This window comes from Roseibium sp. MMSF_3247 (assembly GCF_030733765.1).
Lineage (GTDB): Bacteria > Pseudomonadota > Alphaproteobacteria > Rhizobiales > Stappiaceae > Roseibium.
On record NZ_JASHII010000003.1, the window covers coordinates 606387 to 624729 of the forward strand.

Here is an 18343-nt window from a genome sequence, read left to right on the forward strand (position 1 = left end):
TGCCTTCAGCAAAGCCGAAAATGACACTGGAGATCCGGGAAGAGGCTAAGGTTTCCGTCCCTTCGCCGGCATGACCCGGATCAGGTTCTAAGGGTTCGGCGCGATGCCATCTCAGTTCCGGAAACCGGAACACCCCTCGGACCAAGCGGGACAATGCCCCGCCAATTTACAAATTGCAAGAGAAAGTGCCGACCACCGGCCAAAAACACAAGAAGCTGGATCTGCTTAGCCGGCTTGCCAGGCGGTGACTGCCTTTTCAACGGCATCTTCGCCGATCGGGCCCTTCTCGAGCGTAAGAATGCCGCGTTTGCCATTCTCATAAAGCATCGGGATGTCGATCCAGCCACGCTCACGCAGAAGTGCCAAATTGCGTTGTTGCTCATTGGGCAAGCTGGACAACGCAATCCAGAAAAAGCCGGGAGAGACCTTCACGGATGCTCCGATCAAGGCATCGCCGCGCGCTTCCTCGGTCGGCTTCATGACCAAGCCGGGAACATTGACGATATCGCCACCGGAAAACCCTTCTGGTAGCTCATATTTGATTTCAACCAAGTGGCTTGCCGGCAGGGAGGTATCGTCGTTGGGCTTAATACGGATATCGACTTTGATATCCCGCTCCGGAATTTCGACGGCAGCGGAGAGGACGGACTGCGCTTCACCGCCAAGATCGGTCTCTTCGCCAAGTGTCCAGATGACGGCTCCTTGTGCCGCAGTGCCGGTAGAGCTGGCATCTGCCCCTTCCTCATAAAGGATGGAACGTTGCGCTCCGGAAGCCGGCACCTGAGCTGCCGGTGCCGGTTCGGATTGCTCTGGGCTCACTGCAGCAAGACTGTCCGGCTGAACGCCCTGACTTACTTCGGCGCTATCCGTCGCTGGCGTATCGACATCGGCAGACGGGGTGCTTTCCACATTCGTCACGATCGACGGCTGAGCAACAGTCCCCGGTGCGGTTTCTTGCGGGTTGATGGTCGTAGTTGTCACTGCGCGCGCGTCAGGTGCAACCACATTTGCATCGGTCTCATTCAAAAGACGATCAGTGTTCTTGCTCGCCTCGTCTGCATCTTCCGAGGATGCGGCCACGGTGTCTTCGACGGGTGCCGCTGGTTCGGTAACAGCCGTTGTTTCCGGCTCTTGTGAAACAGCCGGTGCGGCGTCGGTCACAGCCTCATCAGACGGCCCGGACAAGAAGAAATAGGCAGCGGCTCCAAGAACCAGAACGGCAACCACAGCAGCAGCTGCAATCGGCACTGTCCGGCTTTTTTCGTCCGAACCGCGAAGCGCCGCTGAAGCAGACGATCTTGAACGGTTGGCGCGGGACGATACTGGGGCGTCTGTTAAGCCTGCTGTTCCGGTCTGCGGCTGAACCACCTCATCTTCAAAGAGCGGTTCTGTTTGAGAGACTTGATCATCCGAGACCGGAGCCGGTTCGACTGAAACAGGGTCATAGGCCGGAGTTGTCTCTGGTGAGGATACTGGACCTTCGGGCTCAGCCAGACTTGAACCAGTCGTTCCTGATAGAGGTGCGGCTTGTGGCTGGCTGTCATATGAAGCATCGGACGAAGGAGCACTTGCTGGCTCTTCGACTGGATAGGCAGACGGCTCCGGAGACGACACTGGCGGTGCAGGTGGCGCCGAAGTCTCAACTGGAGAAGTCGTGGTGGCCGCCGGGATCGAAGGCGCTGGCTCCGGCTCCCGGACCGGCGGTGCAGCTGGGGTGGCAGGCGCTGGCGGCGTAGATGGCTGCAATCCCAGGCTTTCTCTGGCAGCCTCCGCCTCGACCTTCCGGATTGCTTCTTCCAGACGAAGTTGTTCTGCTGTGATTTCCGATGGCGACAGTGGCGGCTCATAGGCCTTGAGCTGATTCACGATGGCATTGCGCGCACGGCTGTAAACGCTGCGCCGCGCTGCACCATTGCTTTCGGGCAAGGACGCGATTGTTTTCTTTAATATCGAATAGTAATCAGCCATCTTCCTGCCTACCGGCCAACTGCGCTCCTGCGTCTCCTGGATCCGATTCGCGACTTCTTCGTGACTTATACCAAGCTTTCGAAGAGATTTTCGCCTATCAGATCGCGCGAGACGCGCACAATTGTCGTTCCATCTTGCTTTTGATGCCGGAGACCCCGGACTTCAAAAGCTGCCGAGTGCGTAGCGATTCGCAACGCACTCTAAGCATCTTTGATATTGTCTTGTTTACGTCAATTCGCTCAGTCTTGGAAAGGATTCTGCACAAGAATTGTGTCATCGCGTTCCGGACTGGTCGACAAGATCGCGACCGGTGCACCGATCAGCTCTTCAACATGCCGTACGTATTTGATCGCTTGCGCCGGAAGCTCAGCCCAAGTCCGCGCACCTTCAGTGGATTCTTTCCAACCCGGCATGCTCTCATAGATCGGCTTGACCCGTTCTTGGGCGCCTTGTGACGCTGGAAGATAGTCGATGCGCTCACCGTCGAGTTCGTAGCCAACGCAAATCTTGATTTCCTCAAGACCATCCAGAACATCAAGCTTGGTCAGCGCGATCCCGTTGATACCGGACGTACAAACGGTCTGACGCACAAGAACCGCATCGAACCAGCCACAACGGCGGCGGCGGCCGGTCACCGTACCGAACTCATGACCACGGGTCCCGAGAAACTCACCAACCTCGTTTTCCTGCTCGGTCGGGAAAGGCCCCTCGCCCACACGTGTGGTATAAGCCTTGGTAATACCGAGAACATAGTCAACCGATCCTGGTCCAAGGCCGCAGCCAGTCGCAGCCTGCCCGGCGACCGTGTTGGACGATGTCACGAACGGATATGTCCCATGGTCGATGTCGAGAAGTGCGCCTTGAGCCCCTTCAAAGAGGATCCGTTTGCCTTGGCGGCGTTGCTCGTCGAGCAGGTACCAGACCTTGTCCATGTAAGGCAGAACCTGATCTGCAACGCTGGACAGCTCTTCGAAAATGACATCCGCTGAGATTTCGTCCTGCCCCAGCCCCCGGCGCAAAGCATTGTGGTGAGTCAAGAGCCGGTCGATTTTCGCCGGAAGCGTTGTGAGGTTTTTCAGATCCATCAGACGGATCGCACGGCGGCCGACCTTATCTTCGTATGCCGGACCGATACCGCGTTTTGTTGTGCCGATCTTGGTGCCGGTGTTGGAGTTTTCGCGAAGAGCGTCCAGTTCCCGGTGCAAAGACAGGATCAAGGTTGCGTTCTCAGCCACCCGCAGGCTTTCAGGCGTAACAACAACGCCTTGCTCGCCGAGCCGTTTGACCTCTTCGGCCAACGCATGTGGATCCAGCACAACACCATTGCCGATCACAGACAACTTGCCCGGCCGGGCCACACCGGATGGCAGCAAGGAGAGCTTGTAGCTCACACCGTCAATAACGAGTGTATGTCCAGCGTTGTGTCCGCCCTGGAACCTTACAATGACATCGGCTTGTTCCGACAACCAGTCGACAATCTTGCCTTTGCCTTCGTCACCCCATTGCGAACCGACAACAACCACATTCGCCATCTAGCTTTTGCTCTCCTAAAGCAGGTTCGTGACGTCCTTGACGCCAACACAACAAGCCCCGGACAAGGCCCCGGGGCAAACGGCGCGGACTATAGACAGGATTGGTTTGCCGCGCGAGTCTTCCCAGCCATTTAATTGAAGAATTGCGCAAGCGACCGATCAAACTCTCCCCAATTCCGGTGCCTGTTCGTTTTATCACTGCGCAAGACAAGTCTGAGCGTCCAATATTCACTCGGTTTTCGGGTGTCGGGATCCGAAAACACATGGTACCCGGGAGACATTCACCTGGTTGGAGCTCCCACATGAAATTGCAGCATTGGATCTTGCTGATTTGTCTCGGCGCGATTTGGGGCGGATCGTTTATCTTTGCCAAGGTTGCGGTTGCCGAGATCCCTCCGCTGACGCTGGTATTTTTCCGCGTCGCGTCCGCCTGCCTCGCCCTTTGGCTTGTGCTCTGGGCCCAAGGCACCCTGAAGCAGTTTCCTATCAAGATGGCGGCCTCGTTTCTGGCAATGGGCCTCTTGAACAACGTTATTCCGTTTTCGCTGCTCTTTGCAGGACAGACTGTGATCGGGGCAGGTCTTGCGTCTATCCTCAACGCAACGACACCGGTCTTCACCGTTTTGGTAGCAGGCGTTTTGTTCCGCCAGGAAACTCTCGGCATTCACAAGATTACCGGTATTGCTCTGGGAATCGCTGGCGTCGCAACCATGCTCTCCGGCAGTTTGTCCGGCATAGTCTCAGACCCTTTATGGGCTCAGGTGGCATGTCTGGGAGCAGCGCTGTCCTATGCCTTTGCAGCAACCTTTGCAAAACGCTTCAAAGGCCTACCGCCCCTGATCTCGGCAACTGGTCAATTGTCCGGTTCAACCCTGATCATGGCTCCGATCGCCCTGTTCGCATCCGGTTCTTGGAGCGTGGCGGATCCAAGCCTCATTGCCTGGCTCAACGTTCTCGCGCTCGGCATCTTCGCGACAGCACTTGCTTACCTGATGTACTTTCGGCTTCTGGCCGAAGCTGGCGCGACCAACGCTTCGCTGGTCACGCTTCTGGTGCCAGCCAGCGCCTTGTTCTTTGGCTGGCTTTTGTTGGGCGAGGAACTGTCGGCGATCCAACTTGCCGGCTTCGCACTCTTGTTAAGTGGGTTGGTCGTTCTTGATGGGCGGCTCTTCGCCCGTTTCAAACCAGTATCCACATCCGCAAAATAGCAAGCGCCCGGATGACTTTTCATCCGGGCGCCCTTGGTGTCAAAAGCGAAGCGGCTTGACTTGCTTTACATGGGAGACCGTCTCCAAGCGGGCCATGACCTCTTTTGAGACCGGGGCGTCCACTTCAACGAGACATATCGCTTCCTCTCCTGGTGCTGTCCGGCCGAGGTTGAAGGTCGCAATATTTACCTCGTTGTTGCCCAATTCCATTCCAAGGTGGCCGATAAAACCCGGTTTGTCTTCGTTGGTGATGTAAAGCATGTGCTCGCCGAGCTCAGCTTCCATATTGATGCCCTTCACTTGGATGATCCGAGGCTTGCCGTCGGCGAACACCGTCCCGGCAACGGAGCGGCTTTGGCGCTCGGTTTCCACAGTCAGGCGGATGTAGGTCTCATACGCCCCTTGCTTGTCCCGCCGGACCTCTTCGATTTGCATGCCCCTTTCCTTCGCCAGGATGGGTGCAGAGACCATGTTCACGGTCTGCAAAAGCGGTGTCAGCAATCCTGTGAGTGCTGCCGATGTCAGTGCCTGAACGTTCATGTCGGCGACGGCACCGGCATATTCCAGGCGAACGCGTTCAATGCCGGTTTCAGTAAGCTGTCCAGCGAAAGACCCTAACTGTTCGGCCAACCGGACAAACGGCGCCAGTTTCGGCGCTTCTTCCGCCGTGATTGACGGCATGTTGAGTGCATTCCGGACAGCACCGCTCAAGAGGTAGTCGCACATTTGCTCGGCAACTTGCAGAGCAACGTTCTCTTGGGCTTCCTCCGTTGAGGCTCCAAGATGCGGTGTCGACACAAAGTTCGGCGCGCCGAAAAGCACATTTTCCTTGGCTGGTTCGTTGACAAAGACGTCGAAAGCGGCGCCCGCAAGTTTCCCGCTATCAAGTGCATCACGGACAGCCTGTTCATCAGCAAGACCACCGCGGGCACAGTTGATGAGGTAAGCCCCGTCCCGCATTTGGGCGATCGCGGCCGCATCAATGATGTTCCGCGTCTTATCAGTGAGCGGTGTGTGCAACGTGATGAAGTCAGACCGGGAGAGAAGCCCTTCCAGTTCGACCTTCTCGACACCGAGCGCAAGCGCCCGTTCCGGCGTCAGGAACGGGTCAAAGGCGATCACCTTCATCTTGAGACCGATACCCCGCTCGGCAACGATCGATCCAATGTTTCCGCAACCGATCAGGCCCAAGGTTTTGCCGGTGATCTCACGCCCCATGAACCGGGACTTTTCCCATTTGCCAGCCTGGGTCGACGCATCAGCGGCCGGGATCTGACGGGCCACCGCCATCATCATGGAAATCGCGTGTTCGGCCGTCGTGATGGCATTGCCGAACGGCGTGTTCATCACGATGATGCCGCGTGCCGTAGCCTTGGGAATGTCGACATTGTCGACGCCAATCCCTGCGCGGCCGACAACCTTCAGGTTGTCCGCTGCAGCAATGATTTTTTCGGTCACCTTCGTGGCAGAACGGATCGCCAGACCATCGTACTGACCGATGATCTCGCGCAGCTTTTCCTTGTCCTTGCCAACGTCTGGCAGGAAATCCGCCTCCACGCCGCGATCCTTGAAGATCTGCACGGCAGCTGGAGACAACTTGTCAGAAATCAATACTTTCGGGGCCATATGAGCCTCTCCTTGACATCAATACCTGACCGGGCAGCGTACCGCCCGGCATTGGACTTAGCTGTTCAAAGAACAGGCTCAGGCGGCCTGAGCGTGTTTCGCTTTTTCGGTTTGGAAGGCCCAATCCAGCCAAGACGTCAGCGCTTTCAGATCGCTAGCCTCAACGGTTGCCCCTGCCCAGATCCGAAGACCGGAAGGTGCATCCCGGTAAGCGCCGATGTCATAGGCAACGCCTTCACCGTCGAGCAGGGAAACCATGCCCTTCGCGAAAGCGGCCTGCTGCTCATCGGACAGCGCCAGAATGTCCGGATCAACCACGGTCAGACAGACGGACGTGTTGGACCGGTTGGCAGGATCCTTCGGCAGAAAATCGACCCAAGACGTCTGATCAACCCAGTCAGCCAGAACCTGAAGGTTGCCGTCAGCGCGCGCGACAAGACCGGCCAAACCACCGAGATCGTCAGCCCATTTCAGAGCATCGAGATAATCTTCAACGCACAGCATAGACGGGGTATTGATCGTCTCGCCGCGGAAAATCCCTTCAATCAACTTCCCGCCTTTGGTCAGGCGGAAAATCTTCGGCAAGGGCCAAGCCGGAGAATAGGTTTCCAGGCGTTCGACGGCGCGCGGGCTGAGAATCAGCATGCCATGTGCGGCTTCACCGCCAAGCACCTTTTGCCAGGAAAACGTCACCACATCGAGCTTGGTAAAATCCAGCTCCTGAGCGAATGCGGCCGAGGTCGCATCGCAGATTGTCAGACCTTCGCGGTTCGCTGGAATCCAATCTGCGTTCGGCACACGGACGCCCGATGTGGTCCCATTCCATGTGAAGACGACGTCATTCGAAAAGTCGACCGTCGCAAGGTCCGGCAGCTCGCCATAAGGCGCTTCTATCTTGCGGACATTTTCCAGCTTCAGCTGTTTGACCACATCGGTCACCCAGCCGGATCCGAAGCTTTCCCAGGCGAGCATGTCGACGCCCCGGGCACCAAGCAATGACCACATGGCCATTTCAACTGCGCCGGTATCGGAGGCCGGAACAATGCCAATGCGGTAATCTGCTGGAACGCTCAGCACCTTGCGTGTCAGCTCAATAGCTTCCGCAAGTTTGGCCTTGCCCGCCTTGGCGCGGTGCGACCGTCCAAGCGGCGCATCGGAAAGCGCCTCCAGCGACCAGCCGGGACGCTTGGAGCAGGGACCAGAAGAAAAATTAGGATTGGCCGGACGCACGTCCGGCTTGGAGATAACTATGCTCATTTCAAGTCTACCCTCACAGATAGGAGCCCCTCGTTGGGGAGGGGTGGCCCACCTATGGGGATAAAGCCGAACGGCAGTTACGTCAATTCAATTGCGAAAAAGACGAGAAAAAGGGCCGGTCGATGACCAGCCCTTTCACCAACACGTGTGCTGGATAATCAGAAATTGCTCGTGATCGGGCCGGCTGGATAATATGCCGGAGCCGCTGCAGGTGCGTTGAATGTGTAGCGCGCACCAATGCGGAACTCGTGAGCGGTCAGGTCTTCCCAGACTTCACGGGATTCACCGGTGCCAACGTTATAAAGCTTAACGGTTTTTGCTTCGCCAAGGTCCTTATACCGGTAACCCGCATCGATGCTCCAATTCGGCGTCACAGCGTATTCTGCACCTGCCATCAAGGCCCAGGCAAAATTCCAATCGCCGTTGCTGCCGTCGTAGCTGGAGAACGTACCGTCCGGGTTGAGGGACGTTTTGTTGCTGGCGCTCACGTATGACGCACCGATACCGGCACCGACATAAGGTGTGATCCGGTTCCAGGTCGCAAGATCGACATAACCATTCAGCATGACCGTCCAGACGTCGATATCGGCCTTCTCGGTTGAGAATTGGCCTGCAGCCGCACAGCCACCACACGGCGCGTAGCCGGTTGCAGTTGCCTTGGCTTCATAATCGACCGTGACATCACTTCTGAAGTAACGGTTGAACTGATAACCGACACCTGCGCCAATCATCCAGGTGTTGTCGAGGCTTTCGCGCTCATAGCGCAGCCCACCGATCGCGGAGTCGCTGAAACTTCCACTGGGGTCGCCGTAGACCTTGTAGCCGATATCACCCCGCAAGTAGAAACCGCCGACCGCCGCAGGAGCGACCGGAACGTGTTCAATGACCGGCGTCGGCAAGTCTGCTGCAAAACCCGCAGTGGACAGCACAACAGCAAAGCCGGTCAAAGACAAACGTTTAAAAAATTTATCCATGTCTTCGTCCTCTTTCGATGTAGCGTCTGCATTTCATTGCCGACACACCAATCTCGAGGCCAAAAATGACGTGTATTCATTAAGGTTGACTTAACTGTGTTCTTTAACCGAGTTTTTTTACGTAAATGAATGGTAAATCCTGCGCCTTGCTTTTTACCAAACATTAAAAAAGCCAGCTGAAACAGCTGGCTTTATTGTTAAGAACGTAAGTGAAACTCAGAGGGGGCAGGCGCTACGCAGCGGAAGACGCAACAACCCCGGCAATATCGTTCACAACTTGTTTAACCAAATCCGCGTCATCGCCTTCAGCCATAACCCGAATCAAAGGTTCTGTCCCGGAAGCCCTGATCACGAGACGGCCGGACGTCCCGAGACGGGCTTCGCCGTCCTCAATCGCAGATTTTACTTCGGAATGCTGAAGCGGCGCGCCGCCTTTGTATCGGACGTTTTTCAGGATTTGCGGAACAGGCTCAAACCGGCGGCAAACTTCTGACACAGGTTTATCCTGCTGCTTGATACAAGCCATAATCTGAAGTGCTGCGATCAGACCGTCACCCGTGGTCGCAAAGTCCGACAGCACAATATGGCCGGACTGCTCCCCGCCCACGTTGAAGCCATTGGCGCGCATATGTTCAACCACATAACGGTCGCCGACTTTCGTGCGCTCAAGACCGAGCCCCAAATCCCCCAAATACCGTTCCAGCCCAAGGTTGGACATAACAGTTGCAACGATGCCATTGCCTGCCAAGCGGCCATTGGCTTGCCAGGATTGGGCAACCACCGCCATCAACTGGTCACCGTCAACTACGTTTCCGTTTTCATCTACGATGATCACCCGGTCCGCATCGCCATCAAGAGCGATGCCGATGTCGGCGCGCACTTCATGAACCTTCTTGGACAATGCATCTGTGGAGGTCGACCCGCAGTCCTTGTTGATGTTGAACCCGTCCGGAGACACGCCCATCCGGATTACATCGGCTCCGAGCTCAAAAAGGGCATCCGGCGCGACTTTGTAGGCAGCGCCATTGGCGCAATCGACAACGACCCGCAGGCCTTCAAGGCTCATCTTACGCGGCAAGGTGCGCTTGGCCGTTTCAATGTAGCGCTCTTGAGCCCCGTCAATTCGTTTGGCCCGTCCAAGCTCCTGAGCGCTTGCAAGATGCGGTGTCAGATCGCTTTCGACGAGTTCCTCAATGGACTTCTCGATTTCGTCACTCAGTTTGAATCCGTCAGGCCCAAAGAACTTGATGCCATTATCCTGGAAGGGATTGTGAGATGCGGAGATCATGACACCAAGATCCGTACGTAAGGAACGGGTCAGCATCGCAACGGCCGGGGTTGGAAGAGGCCCGAGCAAGAAAACATCCATACCGACCGATGTAAAACCTGCCACCAGCGCATTTTCCAGCATGTAACCGGACAGTCTTGTGTCTTTTCCGATGACAACACGATGGCGATGACCGCCATTCTTAAACACCAGGCCCGCCGCCATGCCGATCTTAAGAGCCATTTCCGCGGTCATAGGATAGGCATTCGCCTGTCCGCGAATACCGTCGGTGCCAAAGAACTTGCGCATAAACCAAACCTTGTCGTTTTAGAATCTTTGTCGTTGTAACCGAGATTACCGGCGCCGTGTGTCACATCTTATGAGCAAATGTTACCATCGGCGGCCAGTTCATATCTATCCAAACACATGAAAAATGCCCGGTGAGACACCGGGCACTTTAATTGTTCAATAGAGGAGCGTTTTAGGCCTGAGGCTGAGGCTCCATGCCGCCGCTCGGCTCATCGCCGCCGCGCTTTGCGCCCGCTTTCGGAACCGCAGAGGAACGACCGATCGGCTGATCGTCATCAGTGTCACGCACCGGCGGCTTGCCATCGAGAAGATCCTTGATCTCATCGCCTGAAAGCGTCTCGTATTCGAGTAGACCTTTCGCAATACTGTGCAACTGGTCCTCGTGATCACCAAGGATCTTCTTCGCTGTCTCATATCCCTGGTTAACGAAGGATTTGATTTCAGCGTCGACGATCTTCTGGGTCTCATCCGCAACGCTCTGATTTTTCGCAACGGAATGGCCGAGAAAAACCTCTTCTTGGTTTTCGCCGTAGAGCAGCGGACCGAGCTTGTCGGACATGCCGAACTGGGTCGCCATCGCACGGGCAAGTTTGGTGGCCATCTGGATGTCGCCAGATGCACCTGAGGTTACCTTCTCATATCCGAAGATCATTTCCTCGGCGACGCGTCCGCCCATCGCTACGGCCAGGTCGGCCTTACACTTGGCGCGTGTCAAGGACACCTGATCTTTTTCCGGCAACCGCATGACCATGCCAAGCGCGCGACCGCGCGGGATGATTGTCGCCTTATGGATGGGATCAGAAGCTTCCTGATGAAGAGCAACCAGAGCATGACCAGCTTCATGGTAGGCCGTCAGCTTCTTCTCTTCCTCAGTCATTACCAACGTGCGGCGCTCTGCACCCATCATGACCTTATCCTTGGCGTCCTCGAACTCGGCCATCGTGACCAAGCGCTTGGACCGGCGTGCTGCAAGTAGGGCAGCCTCATTAACAAGGTTCATAAGATCGGCACCAGAGAAGCCTGGCGTGCCGCGTGCCAGTGTGCGCACATCGACATCGGGAGCCAGTGGTACTTTCCGCATGTGGACCTTGAGGATCTTTTCGCGGCCAGTCACGTCCGGGTTCGGAACAACAATCTGACGGTCGAAACGACCAGGGCGCAGAAGCGCAGGATCAAGAACATCCGGACGGTTGGTGGCCGCGATGATGATGATGCCCTCGTTCGGCTCAAAGCCGTCCATCTCGACGAGAAGCTGGTTGAGCGTCTGCTCGCGCTCATCATTACCACCACCTAGGCCTGCACCGCGGTGACGGCCGACGGCGTCAATCTCATCGATAAAGATGATGCAAGGTGCGTTCTTCTTGGCTTGCTCGAACATGTCGCGGACGCGGCTTGCGCCCACGCCGACAAACATTTCCACAAAGTCAGAACCGGAGATCGTGAAGAACGGCACGTTTGCTTCACCTGCAACCGCTCGGGCGGTCAGGGTTTTACCAGTACCTGGAGGGCCTACCAGCAGCACGCCGCGCGGAATACGACCGCCGAGCCGCTGGAATTTTTGCGGATCGCGCAAGAATTCGACGATTTCCTGGAGATCTTCCTTAGCTTCGTCGATGCCGGCAACGTCTTCGAATGTGACCCGGCCGTGCGCTTCGGTCAGCAATTTCGCTTTGGATTTGCCAAAGCCCATGGCTTTGCCACCAGAGCCCTGCATCTGCCGCATCACGAAAATCCAGATGCCAAGAATGATCAGCATCGGAAGCCAAGAGAACAGCGCGCCGAGGAGCGGTGAACTTTCGGCCGGCGGACGCGCGTTGATCAACACGCCTTTGGTGCGAAGTTCTTCGACATACTGCGCACCTTCGGGCGCGTACGTCTGGAACGGACCCGTCGTCGAGCTGCCCGAGATCTTCTGTTCCTGAATGGTCACCGATCGCACATCGCCGCGATCGACTTTATTCATGAACTCGGAGAAAGCGATCTCGTCCGTTGCGCTGTTCTGTGTTGGGCTCTGAAACAGCTGGAACAAAGCGATCAGCAGAAGGGCGATTATCACCCAGAGCGCGAAGTTGCGAAAATGTGCGTTCATTTCTATCCCTTAACCGCCCGACGCGACTTTATTAGAATGCGCGCGGTTACATTTCTTTCATCGAAGATAGGTCGCCCATAGCCCTATGCCAAGGTGGTGCGCCATATTGCGCATGCACACTGACTATTTTCTTAAGAGACACCCCTAACAGATGTTTGCGCCCGCGAAAACCGCGGAAATCCTAAGACCCCTCAAGATCTGTCCTATAGTTACCGGCCAATTTTGCCGGAACGGGGATCCGCTGAAGTGAAATTTCGTACCCGCCGCGCAGCACATCATGCCAAATCAAGGAGGCCGCAGACCGAACACCCACCGGCCCGTTTCCGATCCAGAACACCGGCGCGCTTTCAAACGCCTCCTTTGGCCACCCATTTGGCCAGGAAATCTGCCGCCGGTCGACCGGCGCATTGAACAGCGGGCCGAGACTGACTGTCATACCGTTCGACGGTGCCCCCTCGGCGGCCTGAACATCGAACAGAAACCGGGCGTCCCATTTCCCCTCTCCGCTGAGGTTCTCAAGAACCACAGGCGGTGATCGGCCGATTTCTTTCCAGGCAAATAGAGTATCCCGTTTCATTTCCAGAACGGCTCCACCCAATGTTTGGCGCCCTACCTTGTTGTTCAAAATCCAGTGATCGAGGGCTTCGATCTTCCGCAACTTCGGCTGATAAACCCGGCCGGTCACCCGCTCGATCATGAGTATGAGCAAACGGAGCCTGAATTCTTCTGACTGAGCGCGAAACATCAGCGTCGAAGTCTTGACCGGTCCTGCCGGATGTTCCTCGACATGCTGACGAAAAAGCTCCGCGAGGACCGTTTCCAGAGCTTCGCGCGCACGCCTAAGCTGCCGTGCTGTTGTGGCAATTCGACTCGGCGACAACCCCTCTTCCGCGAGAGTGCTCGAAATCGACCGCAAACGGCTGCGCTTGTACTTCAAACTCTTATTGGAAGGATCTTCACACCATTTTTGACCCCGGTCTTCCAAGGTCGCCAAAAGACGGCTTTTGGGTACACCGAGAAAAGGGCGCAGCAAACGAAGTCCGGCGGGTCCTTCAGGTTCATCTGAAGCCATGGCGCCAAGCCCGTTTAATCCGCTTCCACGGGTCAAACGATCGAGAAACGTTTCAGCCTGGTCATCGAGATGATGCGCGAGAAGAACGGCTTCAAAATCCGACACAGCAGTCTGTTTTGCGATCAATTTGTATCGCGCGTCGCGCGCAGCCTCTTGAAGGCCAGTTGCCGGCTTGTCATCCGTCCATTTCAAAATATGGCAGTGCAAACCATATTGTTCGCTCAATTCCCGAACAAAGCACGCTTCTTGAGAACTTTCTGGACGCAGCTTGTGATCAACAACGACCACCTCGCAAGCACCTTCCCAGTTTTGTCTCGATCGCCATTCACAAAAGGCGATCAGCAGGCAAACTGAGTCTCCACCGCCTGAGACAGCAAGAGCAATCTTTGAAAAGTTGTTTAATGAATGAAATAGTTGGTCAATTTCCCGGTCAGTAAGCCCGGAATAGGGATCCGGCTGGTTACGAACACTGGGCACTTTGGCGTTCATCCCGCGCTTGTGACAAAACCGCCGGCGCAGCATTTGGAAATTTGCTCAAGAGTTCGGAAAACGTCGCGCAAGCAACATCGGTTTCGCCGAGCCCGCGCAACGAAACTCCGAGTTTCAGCAAACTGTCCGGACTTTTTGAATTGCCGGGATGATCCCGGTAGGTTTTCAAAAACGCGTCCGCAGCTTCGCGATAGTTCTGCTGAGCCAGGAGGCTTTCGCCGAGCCAATACTGCGCATTGGCCGCCAGCTGATTGTCTGGATAACTTTCCAGGAATGTGCGAAATCCGGCCTCAGCCGCTGCATAATCTCCATTCACTGCCATGGAATACGCGCGGTCGTAGTCCGTCCGCGGGTCACCACTTCCAATGATACCGGCAATCTGGTCATCGTCTGTCGAAAACTCAGGGCTGGGAGTGGAGTCTGAAGCTCCTCCGGGTGGCACGACTTGACCTTGCGCCAGAGACGACAAATCAATCGGTCCGTTCGAAGGAACGCCTGCACCGGCTTCATATCCGCCCGATTGGGACCAATCTCCGTCTCCAGAGCCATCGGCAGGAAGGGTTGCAAATCCGCCGCCAGGTGCAACCAGGCTTCCAGACTGAGGTGTGCCATCCGGCGCCAGCCCAGGAGAAGCGTCCGACCGTTTGCCAGGCGTCCCGCCTTCAAGCTGCTGAAAACGGTACTCGTTGTCTTCCTGCATCCGGCGCATCTGGTCTTGCAATTCGCGCATCTGAAACGCCATTTGCTCGATTTGACCGGTCAACACCCGGATCTGCTCTTCCAGCTGTCCGATCCGGACACTGGAATCATCATTCCGTTTTCCGAAAAGCTGCGCATGAGATGGCGTTGCCACTGAGATGAGCATTACGGCCAATACAGGGCATACCAGCCTGTAAAATTGTTTCATTCGTCCCTCCGCTGTGCAGCCACCTGTCATATACCAATATTGATAAATGGAAAGCCATCTGATTGGCAGGGAGAGGTTCTCACCCGTATGGCCACACGCTGAATTCTAGCGCAAATGGCGCTCCGAGTTCGGCCAAATTTTGACAAACAAACCGGGAAAGGGCGTGTTTTTGCTCCGGGCAAATAAAAACGCCGGGCTGACCCCGGCGTTTTTAGCGTTATTCGGACACTGATCAGTTGGTCGCGTTGTTCAGCACGGTCACTGCCCGCCTGTTCTGAGACCAGCAGCTGTTGTCGTTACAAACGGCAACTGGCCGTTCTTTGCCATACGAAATCGTTTTGATCCGGGAGGCAGAAACTCCCTGGGATACAAGGTAATCGCGTGCGGCCTGCGCACGCCTTGCACCAAGTGCGATGTTGTATTGGCGCGTACCGCGCTCATCAGCATGGCCTTCCACGGTAATCGTGTACTGCGAGTACCGTTGAAGCCACTTTGCCTGGTTGGCAAGCGTGGCCTGCCCCTGCGAATTCAGGGTGGATTGGTCTTCTTCGAAGAACACCCGGTCCCCGACATTCACCACGAAATCCTGCCCGGTCCCCGGCTTGACGTTGGTCGCCAGCCCGTCCGGCTTGGTTTGCGCGCACGCTGCGGCAAATAGGACTGCAAAACAGACTGCAATCCAACGCGCCCCGCTGGAGGCACTCACCATATTGAACATTCCTGTCTCCTTACCCCAGCCCGCTAAACCGGCTTTCCAAATGCGCCCCCACATTTTGGTAAACGCTTTCTAGCCAAAGTCGGTTAATGCGCTCTCAATAAGGCTGGTAAACACTTCGTTATTCGTTGTCTCAGTCGATCAATGGCGACCAAGACGGATCTGATGCAAATGCCGGTGTTTCCAGCCTTTGTTCATTGTAGCCGGTCAAATCGACGGTCCAGACCTGCGGACCTCCGTTTGCGCCCGGCGTATCACGGAAGAACACCAGAACCCGGCCATTCGGAGCCCAGGCTGGTCCTTCGTTGTGATATCCCTCTGTCAGAATCCGCTCGCCTTTTCCGTCAGGCCGCATCACACCGATCATGAACCGGCCCTGGTGCTGCTTGGTAAAAGCAATCAGGTCGCCCCGTGGAGACCAGACCGGTGTCGAGTAGCGCCCCGGGCCGAAGGAAATCCGCTGAGCCTGGCCGCCAGCTGCACTCATCACATAAAGCTGCTGTGAGCCCCCCCGATCGGATTCAAAAACAATACGGCCGCTATCCGGAGAGAAAGACGGGCTCGTATCAATGGCGGCTGTGTTGGTCAAGCGGGTCGTCTGCCGCGACCGCAAATCCATTTTGAATATGTTTGCGTTGCCACCCTGTTGCAAACTCATGACCACGCTCTGTCCATCAGGTGAAAACCGCGGCGCAAAGGTCATCCCCGGAAAATTGCCCACGATCTCGCGCTGCCCGGTCTCGATGTTCAAGAGGTACACACTTGGATCCGCACCTGCATAAGACATGTAGGTGATTTCCTGGCTCGTCGGCGAAAAACGCGGTGTCAAAACCAGATCATCACCCCGGGTGAGGTACCGAACATTCGCGCCGTCCTGATCCATCAGTGCCAAGCGTTTTACGCGCTTGTCTTTCGGCCCCGTCTCGTCGACAAACACGATGCGCGTGTCAAAATAGCCTTTTTCGCCGGTGAGACGCTCGTAAACGGCATCCGCAATGATATGGGCGAGTCGCCGCCAGTTTTCCGGTGTCGTATAGAACTGTTGCCCAAGCATCTGCTCTGCCGCAAAGACATCCCAAAGCCGGAATTCAGCGCGCAAGCGGCCATCCGCCTGCTTTGTCACGGTTCCCGTCACAAGCGCCTGTGCACTGATCGTACGCCAATCCCCAAAGCGCGGGGTGGAATTCACGCTCATGTTCTTCTGTATGAAGCTCGCTGGATCGAGAGGATTAAAGAGACCGGACCGTTTGAGATCCGCCGCAATCACCGCGGTCATGTCGGCGGCCAGTTTGCTGTCGCCACCTTCTGCAGAGAACTGCGGCAAGGCAATTGGCAGCGGTTCGACATTCCCTTGAGTGATGTCGATTTCAACCAGCGCAGCGGCCGGGATCGGACTGAGTACTGCTAGGAGTGCAACAAACCCACCGCGGACGCGGGCCGAGGACCCGACGAACCCTAAAAAATGTTTCCAAATCTGACGCATGAGCAATACAGCTCCTTCACCTTTGGGTTCCGACTGCGAAATCGGCTTAGCCCCCGAGCATCTCTCTCGGGTCAAAATTGATAATCACTTCCTGCCACGCATCATATTTCGCAATTGGCAGGCTGTATGGCTGGCAGCGCATCACAGCACGGACCGCACTGCTTGCTGCTGCGCGGAAGGCCGGATTTGCATTGGAATTCATGACTTCCGGACCATTGGACACTTCGCCGTTCTGCGACAGGTTGAAACGAACCCGCACATTCAGATCTTCCGCACCCACTGCCCCAACAGGAGGGCTCCAACACATGGCAACTTGGGAGCGTAACGCATCCAACTCCGATTGGGTCATGCGGATGTTTGGCGCGCCTTGCCGTGTTCCCAGCGATGCAGGCGTATCAGGTTGTCCCCCGGTCTGGCCGGCTGGCTCCACCTTGTTGAGCAGGGCCGCAACGTCGTTGACGATAGATTCATCCCGCGGCTCCTGTCGCTGCGGCCGTGGCGGCGCCGGTTTTGTCCTCGGTGCAACGCTTGTCAGAATCGGCTGCACAGCCGGTGCGGCTTCCTGCTGAGGTACAGGCTCCGGTTCAGGGGCCGGCTCTGGCTCAGCAGCTGGTACCGGTTCGGGCGCAGGTGCAGGTTCAGGGGCATCTTCAGGCTCTGCGACTGGTTCCGGTTCAGGCGGCGTCGGAGTTGGCGCTGGCGCCGGCGTGGGAGGCGAGGGCTGCTGAACTTGACTGTCACCAGGTTTGTCGGCCGGTTGCGGGGTGTCTTCAGCCGGTGTATCGCTCGGCCGCAGCGCCGCAACGTCCCGAACTTCAGCCGTTTTCTCACCTAAGCGAAGCTGCGTAAATTCCTCGATTGGAACGAGATCCACCGGCAGCGTTTCAACTTGAGGAACGGAAAAACTCTTTGCGTCCGGAAAGGCTATCAAGCCCCAGACCAAAAAAACCGAGTGACCGGTCAAAGACGCAATGAGACCTGCGCGCATTCTGCGTTACGAGTCCCGTTCTTCCAGAGTGACAAGGCCGAGCCGTTTAAAGCCAGCCGCGTTGATCCGGCCCATGAGTTTCATCATGGTGCCGTAATCAGCATCCTGATCTCCACGCACGTAGATGCGTTCTTCGTACCCGTTGGCCGCAATCGCCTCCAATTTGGGAACGACCTCATCAATGAGGATCGGAGTATCCTGAATAAAAATTTCGCCTGCCGAATTGATGGAAATCGTTATCGGCTCGGTGTCCCCTTCCAGGGCCTTCGCACGTGTCTCCGGCAGGTCAATCGGCACACCGACTGTCAACAATGGCGCTGCGACCATAAAAATGATGAGCAGCACCAGCATCACATCGACGAAGGGTGTGACGTTGATCTCACTTATCGGAAGACTGCGCCGCCGGCGCCGTCCCCGGCGGCCGCCACCTGCTTGTCCACCACCGGCCTGCATGCCCAT

14 protein-coding genes and 1 riboswitch are annotated in these 18343 nt (G+C 56.4%); of the genes, 1 reads left to right on the forward strand and 13 read right to left on the reverse strand.

Annotated elements, in window-relative coordinates:
* Positions 1–40: 40 nt before the first annotated feature.
* A riboswitch (TPP riboswitch) is annotated at positions 41–147 on the reverse strand.
* Between the two features lie 78 nt (positions 148–225).
* Together RBB44_RS13120 and RBB44_RS13125 are read right to left on the reverse strand one after the other, a co-directional pair.
* Positions 226–1968, reverse strand: coding sequence for a hypothetical protein (locus RBB44_RS13120; protein WP_306147779.1), 1743 nt, complete (start codon positions 1966–1968; stop codon positions 226–228).
* A 239-nt stretch (positions 1969–2207) separates the two neighbouring features.
* Positions 2208–3500 (reverse strand): adenylosuccinate synthase, encoded by a 1293-nt coding sequence (locus RBB44_RS13125; RefSeq protein WP_133951466.1) that lies wholly within the window; start codon positions 3498–3500, stop codon positions 2208–2210.
* Between the two features lie 302 nt (positions 3501–3802).
* Between RBB44_RS13125 and RBB44_RS13130 the strand changes: the two genes are divergently transcribed.
* Positions 3803–4708, forward strand: a complete 906-nt coding sequence (locus RBB44_RS13130) for a DMT family transporter (RefSeq protein WP_306147780.1) — start codon at positions 3803–3805, stop codon at positions 4706–4708.
* A 39-nt stretch (positions 4709–4747) separates the two neighbouring features.
* Here the strand turns inward: RBB44_RS13130 and serA are convergent, their stop codons facing one another.
* From serA to RBB44_RS13185, 11 genes are all read right to left on the reverse strand, one after another.
* The gene (serA, locus tag RBB44_RS13135; protein ID WP_306147781.1) at positions 4748–6334 is read right to left on the reverse strand and encodes a phosphoglycerate dehydrogenase; all 1587 of its coding nucleotides are present in this window, start codon (positions 6332–6334) and stop codon (positions 4748–4750) included.
* A 78-nt stretch (positions 6335–6412) separates the two neighbouring features.
* Positions 6413–7591: a phosphoserine transaminase gene (locus RBB44_RS13140; RefSeq protein ID WP_306147782.1), complete on the reverse strand. Its 1179-nt coding sequence runs from the start codon at positions 7589–7591 to the stop codon at positions 6413–6415.
* Positions 7592–7749: 158 nt separating this feature from the next.
* Complete coding sequence (locus tag RBB44_RS13145; protein ID WP_166672791.1) at positions 7750–8565, reverse strand: outer membrane protein; 816 nt, start codon at positions 8563–8565, stop codon at positions 7750–7752.
* A gap of 232 nt (positions 8566–8797) precedes the next feature.
* Positions 8798–10141 (reverse strand): phosphoglucosamine mutase, encoded by a 1344-nt coding sequence (gene glmM, locus RBB44_RS13150; protein ID WP_306147783.1) that lies wholly within the window; start codon positions 10139–10141, stop codon positions 8798–8800.
* A 172-nt stretch (positions 10142–10313) separates the two neighbouring features.
* Positions 10314–12230, reverse strand: a complete 1917-nt coding sequence (gene ftsH, locus RBB44_RS13155) for an ATP-dependent zinc metalloprotease FtsH (protein WP_133951456.1) — start codon at positions 12228–12230, stop codon at positions 10314–10316.
* A 181-nt stretch (positions 12231–12411) separates the two neighbouring features.
* Positions 12412–13824 carry a tRNA lysidine(34) synthetase TilS gene (gene tilS / locus RBB44_RS13160; protein WP_371932247.1) on the reverse strand — a complete coding sequence of 471 codons (1413 nt, stop codon included), beginning with the start codon at positions 13822–13824 and terminating at the stop codon, positions 12412–12414.
* Positions 13763–14698: a tol-pal system protein YbgF gene (gene ybgF / locus RBB44_RS13165; RefSeq protein WP_306147785.1), complete on the reverse strand. Its 936-nt coding sequence runs from the start codon at positions 14696–14698 to the stop codon at positions 13763–13765. Before ybgF ends, tilS begins: the two co-directional genes overlap by 62 nt.
* A 232-nt stretch (positions 14699–14930) precedes the next feature.
* A complete protein-coding gene (gene pal / locus RBB44_RS13170; RefSeq protein ID WP_209002513.1) occupies positions 14931–15416 on the reverse strand; it encodes a peptidoglycan-associated lipoprotein Pal in 486 nt (161 codons plus the stop codon).
* A 130-nt stretch (positions 15417–15546) separates the two neighbouring features.
* Complete coding sequence (gene tolB / locus RBB44_RS13175) at positions 15547–16896, reverse strand: Tol-Pal system beta propeller repeat protein TolB (protein WP_209174800.1); 1350 nt, start codon at positions 16894–16896, stop codon at positions 15547–15549.
* Positions 16897–16942: 46 nt separating this feature from the next.
* Positions 16943–17884 (reverse strand): cell envelope biogenesis protein TolA, encoded by a 942-nt coding sequence (locus RBB44_RS13180; protein WP_306147786.1) that lies wholly within the window; start codon positions 17882–17884, stop codon positions 16943–16945.
* 6 nt (positions 17885–17890) lie between these two features.
* Entirely contained in the window at positions 17891–18343 is a 453-nt protein-coding gene (locus RBB44_RS13185; RefSeq protein WP_040451020.1) for a biopolymer transporter ExbD, read from the reverse strand.